At 68.7% G+C, this 17,700-nt stretch carries 20 protein-coding genes; 9 read left to right on the top strand and 11 right to left on the bottom strand.

All coding sequences use genetic code 11. From position 1 onward, the window contains the following. Window positions 1-75: 75 nt before the first annotated feature. Window positions 76-1,026 carry a neutral zinc metallopeptidase gene (locus tag AMA02S_RS17175; protein ID WP_067459418.1) on the bottom strand — a complete coding sequence of 317 codons (951 nt, stop codon included), beginning with the start codon at window positions 1,024-1,026 and terminating at the stop codon, window positions 76-78. Window positions 1,027-1,104: 78 nt separating this feature from the next. On the opposite strand from AMA02S_RS17175, the gene AMA02S_RS17180 reads away from it, so the two are divergent. From AMA02S_RS17180 to AMA02S_RS17200, 5 genes are all read left to right on the top strand, one after another. Further along, entirely contained in the window at window positions 1,105-2,853 is a 1,749-nt protein-coding gene (locus AMA02S_RS17180) for a DUF2207 domain-containing protein (protein WP_245667609.1), read from the top strand. 72 nt (window positions 2,854-2,925) lie between these two features. After that, window positions 2,926-3,306 carry a hypothetical protein gene (locus tag AMA02S_RS17185; RefSeq protein WP_067459421.1) on the top strand — a complete coding sequence of 127 codons (381 nt, stop codon included), beginning with the start codon at window positions 2,926-2,928 and terminating at the stop codon, window positions 3,304-3,306. A gap of 213 nt (window positions 3,307-3,519) precedes the next feature. Beyond that, the gene (locus AMA02S_RS17190) at window positions 3,520-4,341 is read left to right on the top strand and encodes a FadR/GntR family transcriptional regulator (RefSeq protein WP_218005003.1); all 822 of its coding nucleotides are present in this window, start codon (window positions 3,520-3,522) and stop codon (window positions 4,339-4,341) included. Beyond that, window positions 4,338-5,606 carry a CynX/NimT family MFS transporter gene (locus AMA02S_RS17195; RefSeq protein WP_245667611.1) on the top strand — a complete coding sequence of 423 codons (1,269 nt, stop codon included), beginning with the start codon at window positions 4,338-4,340 and terminating at the stop codon, window positions 5,604-5,606. Before AMA02S_RS17190 ends, AMA02S_RS17195 begins: the two co-directional genes overlap by 4 nt. 125 nt (window positions 5,607-5,731) lie before the next feature. Continuing rightward, the gene (locus AMA02S_RS17200) at window positions 5,732-6,013 is read left to right on the top strand and encodes a hypothetical protein (protein ID WP_067459427.1); all 282 of its coding nucleotides are present in this window, start codon (window positions 5,732-5,734) and stop codon (window positions 6,011-6,013) included. A gap of 31 nt (window positions 6,014-6,044) precedes the next feature. Here the strand turns inward: AMA02S_RS17200 and AMA02S_RS17205 are convergent, their stop codons facing one another. Beyond that, the gene (locus tag AMA02S_RS17205) at window positions 6,045-7,025 is read right to left on the bottom strand and encodes an asparaginase (protein ID WP_067459430.1); all 981 of its coding nucleotides are present in this window, start codon (window positions 7,023-7,025) and stop codon (window positions 6,045-6,047) included. A gap of 90 nt (window positions 7,026-7,115) precedes the next feature. Continuing rightward, window positions 7,116-7,943 carry a beta-keto acid cleavage family enzyme gene (locus AMA02S_RS17210; RefSeq protein ID WP_067459433.1) on the bottom strand — a complete coding sequence of 276 codons (828 nt, stop codon included), beginning with the start codon at window positions 7,941-7,943 and terminating at the stop codon, window positions 7,116-7,118. A 20-nt stretch (window positions 7,944-7,963) separates the two neighbouring features. On the opposite strand from AMA02S_RS17210, the gene dtd reads away from it, so the two are divergent. After that, window positions 7,964-8,389, top strand: a complete 426-nt coding sequence (gene dtd / locus AMA02S_RS17215; RefSeq protein ID WP_067460801.1) for a D-aminoacyl-tRNA deacylase — start codon at window positions 7,964-7,966, stop codon at window positions 8,387-8,389. A 1-nt stretch (window position 8,390) separates the two neighbouring features. On the opposite strand, the gene AMA02S_RS17220 is transcribed toward dtd, so the two are convergent. The 4 genes from AMA02S_RS17220 to AMA02S_RS17235 form a co-directional block, all read right to left on the bottom strand. Then, a complete protein-coding gene (locus AMA02S_RS17220) occupies window positions 8,391-8,879 on the bottom strand; it encodes a hypothetical protein (protein WP_067459436.1) in 489 nt (162 codons plus the stop codon). 130 nt (window positions 8,880-9,009) lie between these two features. After that, the gene (gene ygfZ, locus AMA02S_RS17225) at window positions 9,010-9,999 is read right to left on the bottom strand and encodes a CAF17-like 4Fe-4S cluster assembly/insertion protein YgfZ (protein ID WP_067459437.1); all 990 of its coding nucleotides are present in this window, start codon (window positions 9,997-9,999) and stop codon (window positions 9,010-9,012) included. A gap of 10 nt (window positions 10,000-10,009) precedes the next feature. Then, window positions 10,010-10,426 (bottom strand): Fur family transcriptional regulator, encoded by a 417-nt coding sequence (locus AMA02S_RS17230; RefSeq protein WP_067459442.1) that lies wholly within the window; start codon window positions 10,424-10,426, stop codon window positions 10,010-10,012. Between the two features lie 467 nt (window positions 10,427-10,893). Continuing rightward, on the bottom strand, window positions 10,894-11,379 hold the full coding sequence (locus AMA02S_RS17235) for a heme-binding beta-barrel domain-containing protein (RefSeq protein WP_067459444.1): 486 nt from the start codon (window positions 11,377-11,379) through the stop codon (window positions 10,894-10,896). A 205-nt stretch (window positions 11,380-11,584) separates the two neighbouring features. On the opposite strand from AMA02S_RS17235, the gene AMA02S_RS17240 reads away from it, so the two are divergent. Together AMA02S_RS17240 and AMA02S_RS17245 are read left to right on the top strand one after the other, a co-directional pair. Continuing rightward, complete coding sequence (locus AMA02S_RS17240; protein ID WP_067459447.1) at window positions 11,585-11,947, top strand: DsrE family protein; 363 nt, start codon at window positions 11,585-11,587, stop codon at window positions 11,945-11,947. Window positions 11,948-12,029: 82 nt separating this feature from the next. Continuing rightward, on the top strand, window positions 12,030-13,049 hold the full coding sequence (locus tag AMA02S_RS17245) for a TerC family protein (protein ID WP_067459452.1): 1,020 nt from the start codon (window positions 12,030-12,032) through the stop codon (window positions 13,047-13,049). A gap of 28 nt (window positions 13,050-13,077) precedes the next feature. Here AMA02S_RS17245 and AMA02S_RS17250 read toward each other — a convergent pair whose 3' ends face one another. The 4 genes from AMA02S_RS17250 to AMA02S_RS17265 form a co-directional block, all read right to left on the bottom strand. Further along, on the bottom strand, window positions 13,078-13,620 hold the full coding sequence (locus AMA02S_RS17250) for a YdeI/OmpD-associated family protein (RefSeq protein WP_067459455.1): 543 nt from the start codon (window positions 13,618-13,620) through the stop codon (window positions 13,078-13,080). Next, window positions 13,620-14,027, bottom strand: coding sequence for a VOC family protein (locus AMA02S_RS17255; RefSeq protein ID WP_067459458.1), 408 nt, complete (start codon window positions 14,025-14,027; stop codon window positions 13,620-13,622). The genes AMA02S_RS17250 and AMA02S_RS17255 overlap by 1 nt, the downstream gene beginning before the upstream one ends. 327 nt (window positions 14,028-14,354) lie before the next feature. Continuing rightward, window positions 14,355-15,245, bottom strand: coding sequence for a lipase family protein (locus AMA02S_RS17260; RefSeq protein WP_084265249.1), 891 nt, complete (start codon window positions 15,243-15,245; stop codon window positions 14,355-14,357). 264 nt (window positions 15,246-15,509) lie between these two features. After that, window positions 15,510-16,931 carry a serine/threonine-protein kinase gene (locus tag AMA02S_RS17265; protein ID WP_067459464.1) on the bottom strand — a complete coding sequence of 474 codons (1,422 nt, stop codon included), beginning with the start codon at window positions 16,929-16,931 and terminating at the stop codon, window positions 15,510-15,512. Window positions 16,932-17,403: 472 nt separating this feature from the next. Here AMA02S_RS17265 and AMA02S_RS17270 point away from each other — a divergent pair, with 472 nt between their 5' ends. After that, a complete protein-coding gene (locus tag AMA02S_RS17270; protein ID WP_067459467.1) occupies window positions 17,404-17,670 on the top strand; it encodes an ATP-binding protein in 267 nt (88 codons plus the stop codon). Window positions 17,671-17,700 lie beyond the last annotated feature (30 nt).

The following is a 17,700-nucleotide window of genomic DNA, read 5'->3' on the forward strand; positions in this document are numbered from 1 at the left end:
TGCAAGCGCTCCAGCTAGCACTTCCCGGTGATCCCCCTCACACGACGCGAGGAGCCGAAACGGGAACCGAGAGGGTCAGCCGACCTTGGCGGCGGGGGCCGTCCAGGTGTTGCAGACGTCCAGGCCACGCCCCTTGAAACCGATGATCACCCAGCCGGAGTAGTTGCGTCCCGACCCGTGGTCGCGCTGGTCGGGCGGCAACCGCTCGTCACCGCGCCCGCGGACGTCCAGGATCATCGCGACATACTGCTCGCGGGTCATCGGCAGCGTGGCGCGCTCCGCGCCGAGGAACGCGCCCGCGAAGCACTGCGCCTGGAGTTCGATGCGGCGGCTGGCCTCGGTCCGGATCGCGGCGTCGGCCCTCTCCATCTCCTGGTGCCCGTAGATCAGGATGCCGGCGCGGTCCTGGACATGGTGGCCGTACTCATGGGCGATCACCCGGGCGAACACCGCGAAATGCGACAACGGCTCCCCGCCCGACGTCTCGACGATGTGCCGCAACCCCACGTACATCGTGTTGTTCGCCGGGCAGTAGAACGCCGACGCGCCCGGGCTCGGATACGTCCCGCATGGGCTGCGACCCGCCTGCTCCCAGAAGACCCTCTTCGGCGGGTCGAACGGGACGTCGGCCTTGGCGAACTGCCTCGTCCAGGACGCGTCCAGGCAGTCGCTCAGGACATCCATGAACTGGCGCATCGACGCGGTCGACGTGATCTGGGGCAGCGTGCACCGCACCGGCGTCAGCGCGCCCGTGCCGTACAGCTTGTTGTCGGTCGCCGCCGTGCGCGCGGCGGCGCCGCGGGACCCCGAGCCCGTCCTGGCCCCGAGGCCGCCGATACCGCCATTGCCCCCGAACACCGACAGCCCGACGATCGCGAGGACGATGAGGGACGTGAGCCCGCCGACGATGCCCGCGATCGTCCCGCCGGCGCTGCGGCGCGGCGGCCGGCGCGGCGACACGTACCGGTACTGCGGCGGACCGTGAGCAGGCGTGCCGTACGGCGGCGGGGGGTGGTGACCTGCCATAGCGATGAATCATCGCACGCATTCCCGATACCATTTGCGCCCATGTCTGCTCTTGCGGCGTTGTGTCGCTTGCGACCGGTGGCCTTGGCCTTCGCCACCGCCGCCTTCCTCCCCCTGACGGCGAGCACCGCGGCGGCGGACGGGGCCCCGACCGCGCCCGGCGGGCGCGCGGCACCGGCAGCGGAGGACCCGGCAGCGCAGAGCATGGCCGCGACGGAGCGGGTCCTCAAGGACGACGTGACCCTCACCACAGGCCAGGGCGGCGTGACGCGCGTAAAAGAGACGATCGTCTACCAGTTCGCCGGGAACAAGGGGTTCAAGCGGGCGTTCGTCACGCGGACACACGACAGCGTCACCGAGGACCGCGTCTACAAGCTCGATCACCTGCGGGCGAGCAGCCCCGACGGCGGGCCGACGAAGGTCACCTCGTCCGGCGAGGGCACCAAGACCATCGTCCGGGTCACCGGCGGCCAGAACCTCACCGGCACCAGGACGATCGTCCTGGAGTACGAAGTGCGCGGCGCCGTCGCACGGTTCGGGGCGCTGGAGGAACTGCGCTGGCCCGCGGTCGGCGGCTGGAGCGTGCCGGTGACCGAGGCGCGCGCGACCGTCAGCGGAGGCGCGGCGATCCGCAACGTCAACTGCTTCGCGGGACCGTTGCAGAGCACCATCGGATGCACGCAGTTCTACACGAACCACACGCACACCCAAGGCATCTACAGCCAGCAGCAGATGCTGTCCGGCGAGTACCTCACCGTCGTCGCCGGCTTCCCGCCCGGGACGACCGGCGGCAAGGCCCTCTACGAACGGCGGCGCAACGTCGCGACCGCCTTCTCGGTGAACGCCGTCACGAGCACGGCCCTGCTCGGCCTCCTGGTCCTGCTCGGCGGCGGGCTCGCCGCCCTCTACCTGCTGCGCGGACGCGACGCCCGCGTCGTCGGCAAGAAGGCCGCCGAGGGTGACCACGCGCCAGTGTCGGGCAGCGAGTTCGAGCCGCCGGACGGCGTCCGCCCCGGCCAGATCGGGACGCTGATCGACGAGCAGGCCGACGTGATCGACGTGACCGCCACGATCGTCGACCTCGCCGTACGCGGCTACCTGCTGATCGAGGAGGAGGACCGTGCCGTCACCGGACGCCTCGACTGGACGCTGCGCCGCCTCGACCGTCCCGTGGTCGATCTCCTCCCCTACGAGCGGATCCTGCTGGACGCGCTGCTGAGCAACCCCGATGGCAGCGCTCGCGACGCCGTCAAACTGTCCGCGCTCGGCGGCACGTTCGCCACGCGGCTCGCCCAGGTGCGGTCGGCGATGTACGACGACGTGGTGAAGCAGGGCTGGTTCGCGCGGCGTCCCGACACCGTCCGGTCCCGGTGGACGATCGCCGGGATCGCGCTGACCGTCCTCGGCATCGCCGGTACCGTCGCCCTCGCGCTGACCACCGAATGGGCCCTCGCCGGTCTCGCCGTGATCATCGCGGGCGCCGCCCTCGCCTACGGTGGCCAGTACATGCCCGCGAAGACCGCCCGCGGCGCCACCGTCCTCGCGCACACCATCGGCTTCCGCGCCTTCCTGGAACGCGGCGCCCTCCCCGAGGGGGACGCTACCCGTCAGCGCATCGCCCTCTACTCCCGTTTCCTCCCGTACGCGGTCGTCTTCGACGTCGTCGCGAAATGGTCCGAGACCGTGAAGGACGCGGGGCAGCAGGGTGCCGACAACCTGTACTGGTACGAGGGCCCCGCCGAATGGGATCTGTCGAAGTTCGCCGAATCCATGCGGACGTTCACGCTGACCACGTCCGGTTCCATCTCCCAGTCGCGCGGTATGTGACGGTTCGCCGCCCGAGGCCAGGATTGAAATCCTGACCTCGGGTAGGGCCTCGTGGCGAGGAGGTGTCGTCACATGCTCGCCGACACGAACATGGTCGGGGACCCGTACCTGTGGATCATCGGGCCGATCGTCGTGTTCCTGGCACTCACTCTCTGTCTGGCCCTCACCCTGACCGCGTCGCGCAAGTTCCGGCGCCCCCACGGGACGGACGCAGGGCTCCCTCACCGCGGCGCGGTGACCGGCGGGATCATCGAGGGCAGCCCGTCCCAGCGCAATCGCCGCGACGCCGCCCCTACCGCGGCGGAACGAGAGGCGGCGCGGGAGGCCGAACGGCGCGAGGCCGCCGCGCTGGGCACCGCCCTGGGCACCGCGCGCCGTGAGAAGCCGCCTCGCCAGACCCCGTCCCGCTCCTCAAAACGTCACCACCTGCTACGTCGCCACAGCGGCGCCTGAACACGACGCTTGCCGGTTCGGCTGCACCCCGCATCCCCGCACCCGCCGGCCTGGCAGGCGTTGTTCGAGCCCGCGGTGGCCGGCCGAGACCCCTCCCGGTCGACCACCGCGGGTCCGCCGTCTCCGGATGGGCACAGGCTCTTGCATCCCTCGGGTGCACAGACTCTTGATCCCTTCCAGTAAGATGTCTGACGTCTTACTGGGAGGTTTGCGGTGGTTCTTCGTCCCGTTCCCGGCGGATCGACCGTGGATGCCGTCCTGGAGCAGCTCCAGGCCGAGGTCAGCGGCGGTTCATGGCCGGTCGGCGAACGCATCCCCGCCGAACTGGAACTGGCCGCGCAGCTCGGTGTGAGCCGTCCGGCCGTCCGGGAGGCCATCCGGGCGCTGTCGCATGTCGGCGTCCTGGAGGTGCGGCGCGGCGACGGCACTTACGTGCGCAGCAGCGCCAACCCGCGCCCCCTGCTCGGCCGCGTCGCCCGCGCGACCGCTCGGGACGTCTTCGAGGTCCAGCTCGCCTACGACGTCCAGGCGGCGCGCCTGGCCGCCCGCCGCCGGACCGACGCCGACCTGGCACGCCTGGAGGAACTGCTGCGCGCCCGTGACGAGGCGACCGAGGCGGACGAGTTCGGCGCCGCCGACGCGCGCTTTCATCTCGGTGTCGCCGAGGCCACGCGGAACCCCGTCCTCATCGAGGCGATGCGCTTCTTCATCCACAGGCTGCACGAGTCGATGAGGACGATCCGCCTCGACCATGAGGTCCCCGAGGCCGGACCGGCGGCGCACCGAGCCGTCCTGGACGCCATCGCAGCGAGCGACCCCATCGCCGCAGGTGAGGCGGCCGCCGCCGTGGTCGAACCCACCCTGGCAATCCTGGAGACCCTCGTAGCCCACGACCCCACCGACCGTCCCGTTCACGACGGTCAGCGCCAGCGAGCTGCCACCGGAGCATCCACGCGCCCGGCCAGGACCGAACGGCCGATCAGGGTGGCCGACGATCCCGATGCGGCGCGCGACGGTGAAGAGGAAGAGCGGTGACGCGGGTCCGTCCGGAAGAGGGTCATGACACGTCACGGACGGCGCGGCGCGCGGCACTCGGACAGATCACGCTGATCGTCGTCGTCGCGGTCAACCTACGGCCGGCCCTGGCCGCGGTGGGGCCGGTGCTGACAGAGATCCGCGAGGGCTTTCAGCTGTCCGGGACGACGGCGGGCGCGCTCACCACACTCCCCCTGGTCTTCTTCGGCTCCTACGGATTGCTCGCCCCCTTCCTACGCCGCGCGCCACGCAGCGAGACGCTGCTGGTGACCGCGATGGCGCTGCTCGTGGCAGGTCTGCTCCTGCGGCTGGTGGACGCGCCGTTCCCGCTGTTCGCCGGATCGCTGGTCGCCGGGATCGCGATCAGCATCGGCAACATCGCGATGCCGGCGATCATCAAGCGGGATCATCCTGGCTCGATCACCACGGTCACCGCCGTTTACACGGTGGCCGTCACGGTCGGCGCGTGCCTCGCGTCCGGGCTGGCCGTCCCCGTCGAGGACGCCTTCGACGCGTCGTGGCGGCTGCCGCTCGGGTTGCTGGCGATCCCCGCGACGATCGCGGGCGCCATCTGGCTGCCGCGGGCACTGCGGGCCGCCCGCGACGCGCGCTCCACCCCGTCCGTCCCCGCGGCGCGTGGCGTCGCCGCCTTGGTGTGGCGCTCGGGCCTCGCCTGGCAGGTCACGCTCTTCATGGGCCTCCAATCGCTGCTGGCGTACGTGGTGCTCGGCTGGCTCCCGACCATCTGCCAGGACCGCGGCATGGGCGAGGCGCCCGCCGGTTACGCCCTGGCGCTGTCCGCCGCGACGCAGGCGCTCGGATCGCTGGCCGTCCCGGTGATCGGACGGCGGACCCGCGACCAGCGCCCCCTCGTGGTCGCGACGGCGGCGCTGAGCATGGTGGGCTTCGCCGGGATCACGTGGGCGCCGATCGGCACCGTCTGGGGCTGGACGGTCGTTCTCGGCCTCGGTCAGGGCCTCGGGTTCGCCACCGCCCTCTCGTTCATCGGCCTGCGGGCGCACGATGCGCAGGTCGCGGCGCAACTGTCCGGGATGGCGCAGGGCATCGGCTATGTCATCGCGGCGCTCGGCCCCCTGGCGATAGGTGCGTTGCACGACGCCACCGGAGGGTGGAGCGTTCCGATGGCGGGCGTCCTCGCGGTCGCCGCGTTCATGACCGTGCCCGGTGCCGCCGCCGGACGGAACCGCTCCATCGGCTCGCGCCCGCCCCCCGCAACCGCGGACGTCTCGCCCGCACTCAACTGAGGTCAAGGAACGTCCAAGCCACCCCCTCGGAACCCTACGCATCGAGATGATGCCGGACGAATAGCACCTCACCTCCCCATATCACCCCAGGAAATGGGCACGTATCGGGTGAGGAGGTGGACCGTATGCTCGCGACCGTCCTGGCCGGCTCGTCGGACCTGGCCAATACCGCCCCTCGGGGCGCGCTGGTCTGGGCGTGGCTCATCCCGGTGCTGGCCACCGTGGCACTGCTGAGCTGGCTGGCTCTGACCGTCGAAGCCTCGTCCAGGAAGGTGAACCCCGACCGCCGCAACGACCAGGACAACCACCGGGGTGGCGAGCAGGGCGGCTACTACGTCTACACACCGGGGATCTACTCCCACAGCTACCCGCCGGGCGAGACGAAGTACAACGACAACGTCCCCTAGTCCGCCGGTCCGGACGAGCGGGCGGCTCTCATCACACGGGTGGGCTGAGTGAGCCGAATGCGCCGCGGGCCGGACGGACGGTTCCCACCGTCGCATCGCCGCCATGGAGGGGGATCGTGGAGAGCTCGTCCAGGGCCGTGGTGTCGACCCCCTCGGCCTCGTGGAGGGCCAGAGAGCGCAGCAAAGCCACCGTGACCGGGGTGCGGGCCCGCATGGCACCATCGTCGATCTTGACCGCACCCGCGCGGCCGTCGCTGTAGGCGAAGGCGTCCACGCCCTCGGCGCCGCACTTGACGAGGAGGCCGGGGACGGCGTCCATCAGGCGGCGTTCCTCACGGCGGGTGCCGGACGTCCACTGCGGGTGAGCGCGCATGGCGTCGGAGATGCGGCGTTCGTGAGTGCCGGGCGCGGCCAGGACGAGAGCCCGGAACGCGCGTGCGACTCCAGCGATGGACACCGCGAACAGGGGTGCGCCGCAGCCGTCGACACCGACCGCGACGGGGCGCTCGCCACAGAAGTCCTCCACGGTCTTGCGGACGGCAAGTTGCAGAGGGTGGTTCGGGTCGAGGTAGGTCTCGGTGGGCCAGCCGGACGCCACGCAGGTGGCGAGCATGGCGGCGTGCTTGCCGGAGCAGTTCATGCGCAGCCGGGACTTGCCGCCGCCGGTCCGCGCGACTTCGAGGTCGAGCGGCCACTGCTCGGGGCACCGCAGATCGGCGGCACCGAGCCCGGCACCGGCGAGAATCTTCTCCACCCCTTCGACGTGGAAGTCCTCACCCGAGTGGCTGCCGGCCGCGAGTGCGAGGAGCTCGCCGCCCAGGTCGAGACCCGAGCGGAGCATGGCGACGGCCTGCATCGGCTTGTTCGCCGATCTCGGAAAGATCGGCGCCTCCGGGGTCCCGGCACGGACGGCCACCGAGCCGTCGGCCGCGAGCCCGATCGCGGCCCCGCGATGCCGGGACTCCACGAATCCCGAGCGCTCTACCTCGACCAGTACCGGATTTCCGTCCATCGTCGCCCCCTCGGTTCGTTCCCTCCGTCCATGGTCAGGTACCCGCCCACAGAAGTGAACCCGAACGACGTTCTGTGGACAAGCCGCCTCTCAGCGACCCTTGACGCCCAGCAGGGCCCTCGCCGCCGCGGGGGTCATGGGCGGGCGTTGCACCAGGTGGGACGCCATGGCGGCACGTTCGACGAGTTGGACGTTCGCGGTCACCGGACGGCCCTTCGCGAACGTGAGTGTGTCCTCCATGCCGACCCGCAGGTGCCCACCCGCCGACAGCGCGGCGAACATGACGGGCAGGCTGGTCCGCCCCACACCTGTGGCGGACCAGGTCGCGCCGTCCGGCAGTGCCTCGACGGCGGCGACCAGCGTGCGGGCGTCTCCCGGCATCCCCCCCGGGACGCCCATCACCAGGTCGCAGTGGACGTGGTCGCCATAGGGCGGGCCGTGCTTGTCCAAGAGACGGTGCAGCGCCGCCACCTGTCCCAGGTCGAAGAGCTCGAACTCTGGGACGACCTGCATGTCCTGGGTGCGTTTGTACAGCTCCACCATGAACGGCCAGGGATTCATGAACACGTCGTCGCCGAAGTTGACCGTCCCGCAGGTCAGCGAGCACATGTCGGGTTCGGCGTCCAGAACGCGGAGACGGTCCGCGTAAGGGTCGGTGACCGCACCCCCCGTGGACAGTTGGACGATCAGCCCCGTGGCCTCCCGCAGCGCCTGCACCGTGTCCCCCAGCAGGGACAGATCGAGCGTCGGCTGCGCGTCGTCGTCGCGGATGTGCACGTGAATGACGGCTGCCCCGGCCGCCTCGCACTCCTTGGCCGTCTGGACCAGTTCATCCAAGGTGACGGGCAGGGCCGGGACATCCGCCTTGGCGGACTCCGCACCCGTGGGCGCCACCGTGATGAGCGTCGTTGCTCCCATAGGGGGCAGAATGCATGGTCATGAGGGCCGTAGTCCAGCGCGTGAGTCAGGCGAGCGTGTCCGTCGAGGAACGTGTCGTTGGGGAGATAGACGGACCGGGCCTGATGGTCCTGGTCGGCGTGACACACGACGACGATCCGGGAAAGGCCCGCAGGATGGCCGCGAAGCTATGGGGGTTGCGCATCCTGGACGGCGAGAAGTCCTGCTCGGACGTGAACGCGCCCCTGCTTGTGGTGAGCCAGTTCACACTCTATGGAGACACGCGAAAGGGCCGCAGACCGACGTGGACGGCCGCCGCTCCGGGCCCGGTCGCCGAGCCCCTGGTGGACGCGGTCGTGGCCGAGCTGCGGGCGCTGGGTGCCAAGGTCGAGACCGGGATGTTCGGGGCCGACATGAAGGTCTCACTGATCAACGACGGTCCGATCACCCTCGTCGTGGACATGTGAGTCACGCAAAGCCGTAGACCGTCCCGATCACGGCGACGACAGTCCCGGCGGCGGCCAGCAGGATGAGGACGCGGTCGGCGAGCGCGAGCCGCCCCCGGACGGCCGGCGAGAAGACCACGACGCCGGTGTCGCGGTGCGCTTCCTTGGCCTTCGCCCGGAGCGGGTTACGGAGACCGACGAGCCGCCATATCGCGTCGACCTTCACGTGCTGGTGGCTCGGCTTGCAGGCGAACAGCCTGCCCCTGGCACGTTCCGTGCACGAATACCCCTGACGCGTCATGACCCGACAGAACGTGGGAACAAGAAGAAACTGGTACAGGCACCACGCCACCAGGCCGAGCAGGGCGATCCGCCACGAATTCAGCATCCAGGCGGCCACGCCGAAGGCCGCGAAGACCGCCCACCACACCAGCGCCGACTCCCGCCGTCGGCGGCGCCGGGTCCCCCGCCTGGCGGCCGGTGGCTCCGCCTTGCCCAGATTCGCGACCATCGTAGGAAACCACCTTCCCCGGACGGTGGCCGGGCAGAATTCGTCTATACCTGACGATATTGCCCCCCTGGTCGCGCTTTTACCCCTGGTTTGCCCCGTCTCCACCCGAAGCAGCCATCCCAGCGGCACCCTACGGCCGGGCGTGACCTGCCGGACGTCGACGCAGGGTGATCTGGGCGTTCGCGCCCGTGTCCGGCGACACCACGATCTCCTGGGCGGCCGCTATGCCGGACGCGAGTAGCTCAGCGTCCACCGGCACGTTCCGCTTGACGAGCGCCAGGGCGATCGGCCCCAGCTCGTGATGCCTGGCGGACGAGCCGACGACGCCGACCGTCCGGCCCCCGCGGATCTCGACCTGGTCGCCCTGGCCGGGCAGCCGGTCCACGCTGCCGTCCAGGTGCAGGAAGACGAGCCGGCGCGGCGGTCTGCCCAGGTTGTGGACGCGCGCCACGGTTTCCTGCCCCCGATAACAGCCCTTGTTCAGGTGCACGGCGGTCTCGACCACGCCGACTTCGTGGGGAATCGTCCGATGGTCAGTATCGAGCCCAGCTCGGGGACGGTACGCCGCGATACGCAGAGCCTCGTAGGCCCAGATACCGGCGGGACGAAGATCCTCCGGAAAACCGTCCGCGCGGGGAACGATGCGGGTCTCGGTACCGGAAACGTCAGGCCACGCCAGACCTTCGCCTTGGGGCGGCCCAGTGATGACGGCGTAATCAGCGGAAACGTCGGCGACCTCGACCCGCAGCATGAACCGCATCCGGTCCAGGAACTGCACGAGCGACGCGGAGGTACCCGGCTCCACGTGCGCCCAGACGGCCTCACCATCATCGACCAAGTACAGGTGATGCTCGATGTGCCCGTTCGGGCTGAGCAGGAGAGCCTCGGTCGGCTCGAACGGCGCCAATCCGTCCAACTGCTGGCTCAGCAGGCTGTGCAGCCAGCTCAGCCGGTCAGGCCCGGAGACACGTACGACACCGCGATTGCTGCGGTCGACGAACGCGGTACCTGCTTCGAGCGCGCGCTGCTCTTGCGAAGGTTCCCCATAGTGCGCGGCGACCTCCTGGTCGGGCGCATCGGCACGGACGGCTCCGGGCGACTGCAACAGCGGGCTCTCCATAGAACCCAGACTATGCGCCGCGGCAGTCCTCGCACCGCCCGTAGACGGTGAGGTGGTGCACGTCGGTCTCGAACCCGAAATCACGCTCCAGCACCCCGGCCAGCCCCGCCGCCGCACGCGGATCCACGTCCTCGACCGTATGGCAGCCCCGGCAGACGAGGTGGATGTGCTCGGCGTCGGCGGCCAGATGGTAGTTGGGTGGACCATGTCCGAGATGGGCATGCTTGACCAGCCCCAACTCCTCCAACAACTCCAGCGTCCGGTAGACGGTGGAGATGTTCACCCCGCGGGCTGTGCGCTGCACCTCGGTACAGATCTCTTCGGGAGTCCCGTGTTCGAGGTTGGTGACGGCCTCCAGCACCAGTTGACGCTGCGGCGTGACCCGGTACCCCTTCGCCCGGAGCTCCTCCTGCCACGACTCGACCATGCACCGAGTGTATGCCGGATGAGATCGCCAAAAACTCGCTTGCCTCGTCCCGCGGAGCTCACATACCGTGCGGATACGCGCGAAAGGAGGTGGTCCAAGAAATGATTGATTCGAGGGCTCGCGAGGTGGCTGTCCGCTAGTCGCCGTTCCGCCTCGGCGCCGCCGCCCCCGGCGGCGGCAACCGGTCGCGACGGTGACCGGCGAATCCCAGGCAGTTACCCGGTCCCCGGACCGATGGACCCGTCCTGTCCATCCCCCGCCCCATGCGGGAAGGTCCGGGGATCGCTCTTTTCCAGGAACGGGCCCGCCGCGAGACGGACGCTCCAGGCCGTCCTCGGTCCACGCCGGGCTCACCACACGCGCGGCTCACTTTACGCCGTACTCGCTACACGCGCGGCTCACTCCACGCCGTACTCGCTGCTTGCTCCGCCACGTGCGAGCTTCACCCCGTCCTCACACCGCGCAGGTCAGGCGACGCGCTTGAGTTGGGCTGATAGGTGGGACTGGAGTTTCTGGCCCACCGCCGCCATGTCGTAGGCCCAGCCCAGGTCCTCGCCGATGAGGCCGTAGAGGCGCGTCCCGGCGGTGACCTCCTTGGCGGACTCCGTCCGGGCCACGACATCGGTCTGCAACTCGACCCGGTTGAACGCGACGTTGCCGAGGTAGATCTCGACGATGCCGGTCGGGTGGGCCAGCGTCACCTCGACCTGATGGTCCGGACGCGGCCTCCAGTAGCCCGTCTCGGTGGCGAGGGGGCGTCCGAGCGTGCCGTCCTTCTCGATCATCCAGGTGCGGCTCGCGTAGATCAGGAAGGGCTTTCCGATATGGGTGAAGGACATCTCCTGCCCGAAGTTGAAGTCCTCGATCGTGGGATAGCCGCCGACGCCGGCGCCCTCCCACGTGCCCAACAGGAACTTCAGAGGCTCAAGGTCCGGGTGCAGCTCAGGCTCCATGGGCACCGAGCGTAGCGGCGTGGGGCCCGTCCCGCGCGAAGAGAAAATGATGCGCTCGGGGCAGGTCCGCTACTTCAGCCGTCCGAGCCGGATGACGAGCAGGACGGCGGAAACCGCCACCAACCCGAGAACGAGGACCAGGACACCCGCGTTCACCATTCCGCTCACGCCACGGGATGGTACCGCCCCAGCTAGAGTTCCCTGTATGGCGAGACCTCTGGTGATCAAGGTGACCGCGGGGGCGGACGCCCCGGAACGGTGCAACCAAGCCTTCACGGTGGCCGCCGCCGCGGCGGCGAGCGGAGTACCCGTCTCCCTGTGGCTGACCGGTGAGTCGGCCTGGTTCTCCCTGCCCGGCCGCGCCGGGGACTTCTCCCTCCCGCACGCGACACCGCTGGAGGATCTACTCTCGGTGATCCTCTCAGCTGGACAGGTGACCCTGTGCACGCAATGCGCGGCCCGGCGCGAGATCGGACCGGACGATGTGCTGCCCGGGGTCCGGATCGCCGGTGCGCCGACCTTCGTGGAGGAGATCTCCACCGAGGACGTTCAGGCCATCGTGTACTGAGGCCCGTCGAGCGGTTTCGGGTTGATCTGGTCTAGAACGGAAATGAGTCGGCCGATGTCCCGTTCTCTGGGGAGCTGCCGGCATGGTCGACATACCCGCCTGGGCCTGGGTCGCGACGGTGGGGCTGATCGTCGTCCTCTTCGTCTTCGACCTGCTGGTGGCCGTGCGGCGGCCGCACGCGGTCAAGCTGGGTGAGGCGACCTTCTGGTCGGTCTTCTACATCGCGGTGGCGGTCGTTTTCGGGTTGGTGTTGTGGGGGCTCGGCGGGTCGACGGCGGGGACGGAGTACTTCGCGGGATGGATCGTCGAGAAGAGCCTGTCCATCGACAATCTGTTCGTGTTCGTCATCGTCTTCTCGCGCTTCGGGGTCCCGGAGCAGTACCAGCAGAAGGCGCTGCTGTTCGGCATCGCGGCGGCGCTGGCGTTGCGGACGATCCTCATCGTGGTGGGCGCCGCGGCGATCAGTCTGTTCTCCTTCACGTTCCTGTTCTTCGGGCTCGTGCTGATCTGGACGGCCGTGCAGCTCATCCGGCACCGCAAGGAGGAACCCGAGGTCGAGGACACCTGGCTCGTCCGGCGGGCTCGTAAGATCCTGCCGGTCAGCTCGGACTTCCACGGCGGCCGGATGCTCGCCCACGAGGACGGCCAGCGTGTGATGACGCCGCTTCTCCTGGTGTTCATCGCGATCGGGAGCACCGACCTGCTGTTCGCCCTGGACTCCATTCCGGCGGTGTTCGGGGTGACGGAGGAGGCGTTCATCGTGTTCACCGCCAACGCGTTCGCGCTGCTCGGGCTGCGCGCCCTCTTCTTCCTCATCGAGGGGCTACTGGAAAGGCTCGTCTACCTTTCGATCGGCCTTTCGGTGATCCTCGCCTTCATCGGCGTAAAGCTCATCCTGCTGTTCCTGCACGAGGACGTCAGCAACTCCATTCCTGAGATCCCGACACCCGTCTCCCTGGGCGTGATCCTGCTGATTCTGGTGGTCACCACGATCGCCAGCCTCCTCCGCGTCCGCACCCATCCGGACGAGCGGGCGCACGCCGGCTCCCTCCGCAAACGCCGTAAGGAATCCCGTTCCGAGGAGGAGGCCACGACCTCCTGAGCGGAGACATCAGGAGAGTCGGCCCGGATCAGTCGTCTTCGCGTAGCGCGCGGATCGCCTTCTGAAGGCGAGCCTCGCGTCCGGCCGGTGTCCGGGCCTTGAGCAGCGGCAGGATCAGCAGGTACCGGCCGGTCTTGTCGAGCGCGTCGAAGCGGGCGGCCGCCTCCGGGGCGGCCGCGAGGGCCGAGGCCAGGTCGGACGGGACGGTCGCATCGCGCTGGGCGGCGTAGGCCGCGGCCCACCGCCCGTCCATCTGGGCCGCGGCCACCTCGGCCAGGCCGGGTGGCCGCATCCTCCCGGCGGCGGTCAGCGCCTCCACCTTCGCCACGTTCACCCGCGACCATGGGCTGCCCTTGCGCCGGCGCGAGTACCGCTGGAGGTAGCTGTGCTCGTCCAAGGACTTGCGCTGGCTGTCGATCCAGCCATAGCAGAGCGCAACGTCCAGGGCCTGGCCGATCGTGATCGAGCCGATGCCCGCGCCCTTCTTGGCGATCCTCAGCCACACTCCGCCCTCGTCGTCGTGGTGTCCCGCCAGCCACGACTCCCACTCGGCGGCGTCCGCGAAGCGCATCACTTGGCCCGCACCTCCAGGTAGTGCCGGTTGTGCATGATGCCGAGGACGTTGCCGAACGGATCGACCACGGACGCGGTGACGAACCCCTCTCCGTGCTCGGTGAGCGGCTGGTACTGCTCGGCGCCCATGGACAACAGCTTGTCCAGGGTTCCCTGGAGGTCGTCCACATGCCAGTGCATGACGGCCCCGCCCGGGCCGGACGCCGCGCCGGGCGCCCTGAACCGTCCGTCGATCAGGCCGAGTTCGTGCTCCTCGTCGCCGATGCGGAACTCGTAGTAGGCGGTCCGCCCGTCCGGCCCGGCGCGGTTGAAGTAGGGCTCGATGCCCAGGAACTCGGTGTACCAGCGCTTGGCCGCCTCCAGGTCGTCCGCCCAGAAGTTGGTGGTGGCAGGTCCTCGCAACATCGCGTTCTCCCTCTCGTCGTCCTGACACCCACAACGTTAGGAGGCCAATAGGTCATCGAACGTCCTACTAGGACACTGATCTTCGAATAGCCCACACTCTGCGATCAGCGTGAGGAGGCGCATGCCTCCGGCGCTCTACCACGGGATGGTCGCACCATGGCGATCCAGGAACTGCAAGTCCCGGGGCGCCGGCCTGCGCTTCGAGGACGTCGACGACGGCCGGGATACTCGGTCCCGCTCGGATTGGCTTTCCGGCCGTCCCGAGGCCGTCATGCGTCGTGTCAAGCAGTGCCGGGCACCTGACGTGGAACCCAGGAAGCGAAGTCGCTACGGGATGCGCATCTCAGGCTTCGACCGGTCCATACAGGTATCGATTCCCGGGTTGTAGGGCGCGGTGGGGTTGAACAAGGCGTAGGAGTACGAACAGCAGGGGTTGTGCCGTTCCCCCTCGGACGAGTATTTGGCACCGAACGGGGCCTCGACACCGACCGCCTCATACGGGAACGGCGGCAGCTTCGGCACTTCGTCGTAAGTGTTCACCAGCCGGAATGTCTGGACATCCAAGTCGCCGTAATAGTCCTTGAACTTCGAAGCTCCAACCTTGGGGCTGGCCTGGTTGCAATGCAAGATCTTCGTACTGGGTATCGCGGCGGCACGTGCCAGCGGTACGGTCAGGGTCGCCAGGGCCGAACCGAGGCTGTGCCCGGTGACAATGAGCCTTTTTCCACTGTTAGCAATAATTGACAATTCACCCATGAAGGTGCCGTGGTCGAGACCATTGAAGACGTCGCGAAAGCCGTGCTCCACCTGGATGTCGGTGATAGGTGATTTCGTCGGCGGGCTGTAGGGCACCAGCTTCGTCTTGCCGTCCATGATGAAGTCGTCGTCCGTCTGGGACCCACGGAAGGCCAGAAACACAGTCGTACTGTCCGGCCCGTAGGCGAATATCGCGAAGGGTTCGCTGATCAGCCTGTCATCGAGGATGAAACTGCTCCAGAAGGGGCCTCGAAACGTCCAGTCGTCGAGCGGAAACACCGGGCTCGTGATGGGGCAACTGTCCGAGGGGGTCCACGAGAACCTGCCTGCACTGGGCTTGCCGTCGGCCTTCCATTGTTCACACATGTCGCAGGCTACATTGACGACGAAGGAACAGGTTCGGGCGATGTCCAGATCATATCCCGGAGGAATTTGCAGCGGTGTTCCATCTCCGTCGGACATCAGGGCTCCTTCGTAGATCGAACCACCACCACATCTCTTCTCGGCGGTTCGGAAGTCCCTCCGATCACCCGAATGGATTCTCTATCCGAAGCTTGCGAATCTACGCAGCATGACTGAGGGCGGCTGCTTGCAAGCTACCCACTCCAATTCAGCGCTACTAATGGGTTCACACGTTTTTGCTTTCCGTGTACCGTATCTATGCAGGTGGGCGACCTGACGAAGTACAAATGCTCAGGGGGTGCCGATGGCGAGCGCGGAGAGCCGTCAGCCGGCCATGACCCCGTCCAGCGTCTCCTGACACTGCCTGGTGCGCGGATCGTCGGGCCCGAAGAGGCGCAGCAACGGCCCGACGATCTCCAGCAGGAGCTGGCGCGCGTGATCGCGCCGCCCGACCAGGTGAAGGCAGGTGGCCGCCAGGCACCGGCTGTCGACGGCGTCCTCGTGGTAGGGCCCGAGGACGCGCGAGCGGCCGTCCGTCACGTACAGCAGGCCGGGCAACGCCTCCGCCGGGCGCCCGAGCCCGACCCGGACGACGGCGATCAAATGATGGACGTTCAGCGTGGTCGGATGCTCGGGGCCGAGCAGGCCGATCCGCGCGGCGAGGACCTGCTCGGCCAGCGGCAGCGCCTCGGCTTCGCGGTCCAGGTAGTAGAGGGTCGCCGCGACCAGATAGCAGCTCGTCAGCGTCTCCTCGTGGTCCGACCCGAGACGCCGCGTCCGCTCGGTGAGGACGCTCTGGAAGAGCGGCAGCGCCGCCGCGTAATCCTGCGCGTCGAAGAGTTCGAGCCCCTTGCGGTGCCATTCCTCGACCGGGACCTCGGAGGTGCTCCGAGGCCGGCCCCTGCTGGACGGCCGGAGGCGCCGCAGGACCGTCTCGGCGTCGGCGGGACGGTCGTCCGGCCGCTTGGCCAGCAGGTCCAGGACGAGTTCGCAGAGCTCCGCGGGCAGATCCGGCCTGATCATGCGTGGATCGTCGGGCGAAATGTGCAGGTGGTGGTAGAGCAGGACGCTCAGCCCCTTGCCGCTGGGGAAAGGGGGACGCCCGGTCAGCAGCTCGAAGAGGACGCAGCCCAGCGAGTACAGATCCGTCCGCCCGTCCACGGCGTGCCCCTCGAACTGCTCGGGCGCCATGTACACGGGTGTGCCGAGTGAGCTGTTGCCGGTGAGGTTGGTCGAGGACTCAGCGAACCGCGCGATGCCGAAATCACAGATCTTGGTCCATCCGCCGTCCGCCTCGATGAGGTTGGACGGCTTGACGTCGCGGTGCACGACGCCGCGCGTGTGTGCCGCGCCGAGCGCGGAGGCGACCTGCGCGACGATGTGCACGGCACGCGCGAACGGCAGCCCGCCCGGGTGCTCCGCGAGCACCCGCCGCAGGTCCCGTCCTGTAAGCAGCTCCATGACCAGGAAGAGCAGGGGTCCGTCCTGGTCGATGTCGTGCACGACGGTGATGCCGGGGTGCTGGAGCCCGGCGGCCAGCTGAGCTTCGCGGCGAAACCTCGCCACCAGCGCGGGGTCGGTGTCGTCGCTCAGCGGGAGGAGCTTCACGGCGACGGGCCGCTCCAGTCGCAGATCGAGGGCCCGCCACACCTCGCCCATCCCGCCACGGCCGAGCGAGCGCTCCATCCGGTAGCGCCCGCCGAGCTCTCGGCCCTGCCGCACCATGAACGCATCGACCACGCTCATACCCACCGATCACGCTGTCGCCCACCTGCGGCGCGTCCGCCACCAACGCCCTGAAGGTATCGACCCCGGGACGCCCCAGGGGCAAGAAGACCCGACCGGTTCTACCCGGCCCGGGGAACCAGTGAAGACGACGATGAGCTTACGGTTACGCAGGAGTCTCCGCACTGCCAGATAACCCCGGCAACTGACACCCGTCAGGAAGGCTTCCAACCGGACCCTTGAGTGTGCTACGCCGGTCAGCGCCCACGGAGGGCCCAGACGAGCCGCCCGAAGTCATCACGACCTACGACAAGAGCAACACCATGAATCCTTGCTGTCACAAAGCGCCAGTTAGCCGTCGTGCGCTGGGAAACCTCCCGAAGGCCAAGGAGTCTGCGGCCGATCTGCGATAGTGACGTGATGCGCACGGTGCCCATCGAGGCTCGACCTGATCACCTGCTGCGACTTGCAGGCTGAAGGACCCGCTGGGGCCGTGGCGGAGATGATCTGGAACGCCCTTGCCGCCGAGGCTTGCAACATCGTGGTGGACGTCGATGTCAACGAGCTCGGCGGGGTCGAGTACGTGAGCGTCGACGACGACCACGGGATGCCGCACGCCTCGTGTGATGACTACTTCGGTCGGCTGGGCGGATCGTGGAAGAGCATTGTTAAGGTCTCCCCCGAGCTTCGGCGTGGCCTGCATGGACGCAGCGGACAAGGCCGACTACAGGCTTTCGCGCCGGGCGAGCAGATCCGCTAGGTGACGACGGCACTCAACGCAGTCGGACGA

The organism is Actinomadura macra NBRC 14102 (genome assembly GCF_001552215.1).
GTDB classification, from domain to species: domain Bacteria; phylum Actinomycetota; class Actinomycetes; order Streptosporangiales; family Streptosporangiaceae; genus Spirillospora; species Spirillospora macra.

Bases quoted from the DNA above. Each gene is read 5' to 3' on its own strand.
- AMA02S_RS17175 (WP_067459418.1), bottom strand. From the start codon at position 1,026: ATGGCAGGTCACCACCCCCCGCCGCCGTACGGCACGCCTGCTCACGGT.
- AMA02S_RS17185 (WP_067459421.1), top strand. From the start codon at position 2,926: ATGCTCGCCGACACGAACATGGTCGGGGACCCGTACCTGTGGATCATC.
- AMA02S_RS17200 (WP_067459427.1), top strand. From the start codon at position 5,732: ATGCTCGCGACCGTCCTGGCCGGCTCGTCGGACCTGGCCAATACCGCC.
- AMA02S_RS17205 (WP_067459430.1), bottom strand. From the start codon at position 7,025: ATGGACGGAAATCCGGTACTGGTCGAGGTAGAGCGCTCGGGATTCGTG.
- AMA02S_RS17210 (WP_067459433.1), bottom strand. From the start codon at position 7,943: ATGGGAGCAACGACGCTCATCACGGTGGCGCCCACGGGTGCGGAGTCC.
- dtd (WP_067460801.1), top strand. From the start codon at position 7,964: ATGAGGGCCGTAGTCCAGCGCGTGAGTCAGGCGAGCGTGTCCGTCGAG.
- AMA02S_RS17220 (WP_067459436.1), bottom strand. From the start codon at position 8,879: ATGGTCGCGAATCTGGGCAAGGCGGAGCCACCGGCCGCCAGGCGGGGG.
- ygfZ (WP_067459437.1), bottom strand. From the start codon at position 9,999: ATGGAGAGCCCGCTGTTGCAGTCGCCCGGAGCCGTCCGTGCCGATGCG.
- AMA02S_RS17230 (WP_067459442.1), bottom strand. From the start codon at position 10,426: ATGGTCGAGTCGTGGCAGGAGGAGCTCCGGGCGAAGGGGTACCGGGTC.
- AMA02S_RS17235 (WP_067459444.1), bottom strand. From the start codon at position 11,379: ATGGAGCCTGAGCTGCACCCGGACCTTGAGCCTCTGAAGTTCCTGTTG.
- AMA02S_RS17240 (WP_067459447.1), top strand. From the start codon at position 11,585: ATGGCGAGACCTCTGGTGATCAAGGTGACCGCGGGGGCGGACGCCCCG.
- AMA02S_RS17245 (WP_067459452.1), top strand. From the start codon at position 12,030: ATGGTCGACATACCCGCCTGGGCCTGGGTCGCGACGGTGGGGCTGATC.
- AMA02S_RS17250 (WP_067459455.1), bottom strand. From the start codon at position 13,620: ATGCGCTTCGCGGACGCCGCCGAGTGGGAGTCGTGGCTGGCGGGACAC.
- AMA02S_RS17255 (WP_067459458.1), bottom strand. From the start codon at position 14,027: ATGTTGCGAGGACCTGCCACCACCAACTTCTGGGCGGACGACCTGGAG.
- AMA02S_RS17260 (WP_084265249.1), bottom strand. From the start codon at position 15,245: ATGTCCGACGGAGATGGAACACCGCTGCAAATTCCTCCGGGATATGAT.
- AMA02S_RS17265 (WP_067459464.1), bottom strand. From the start codon at position 16,931: ATGAGCGTGGTCGATGCGTTCATGGTGCGGCAGGGCCGAGAGCTCGGC.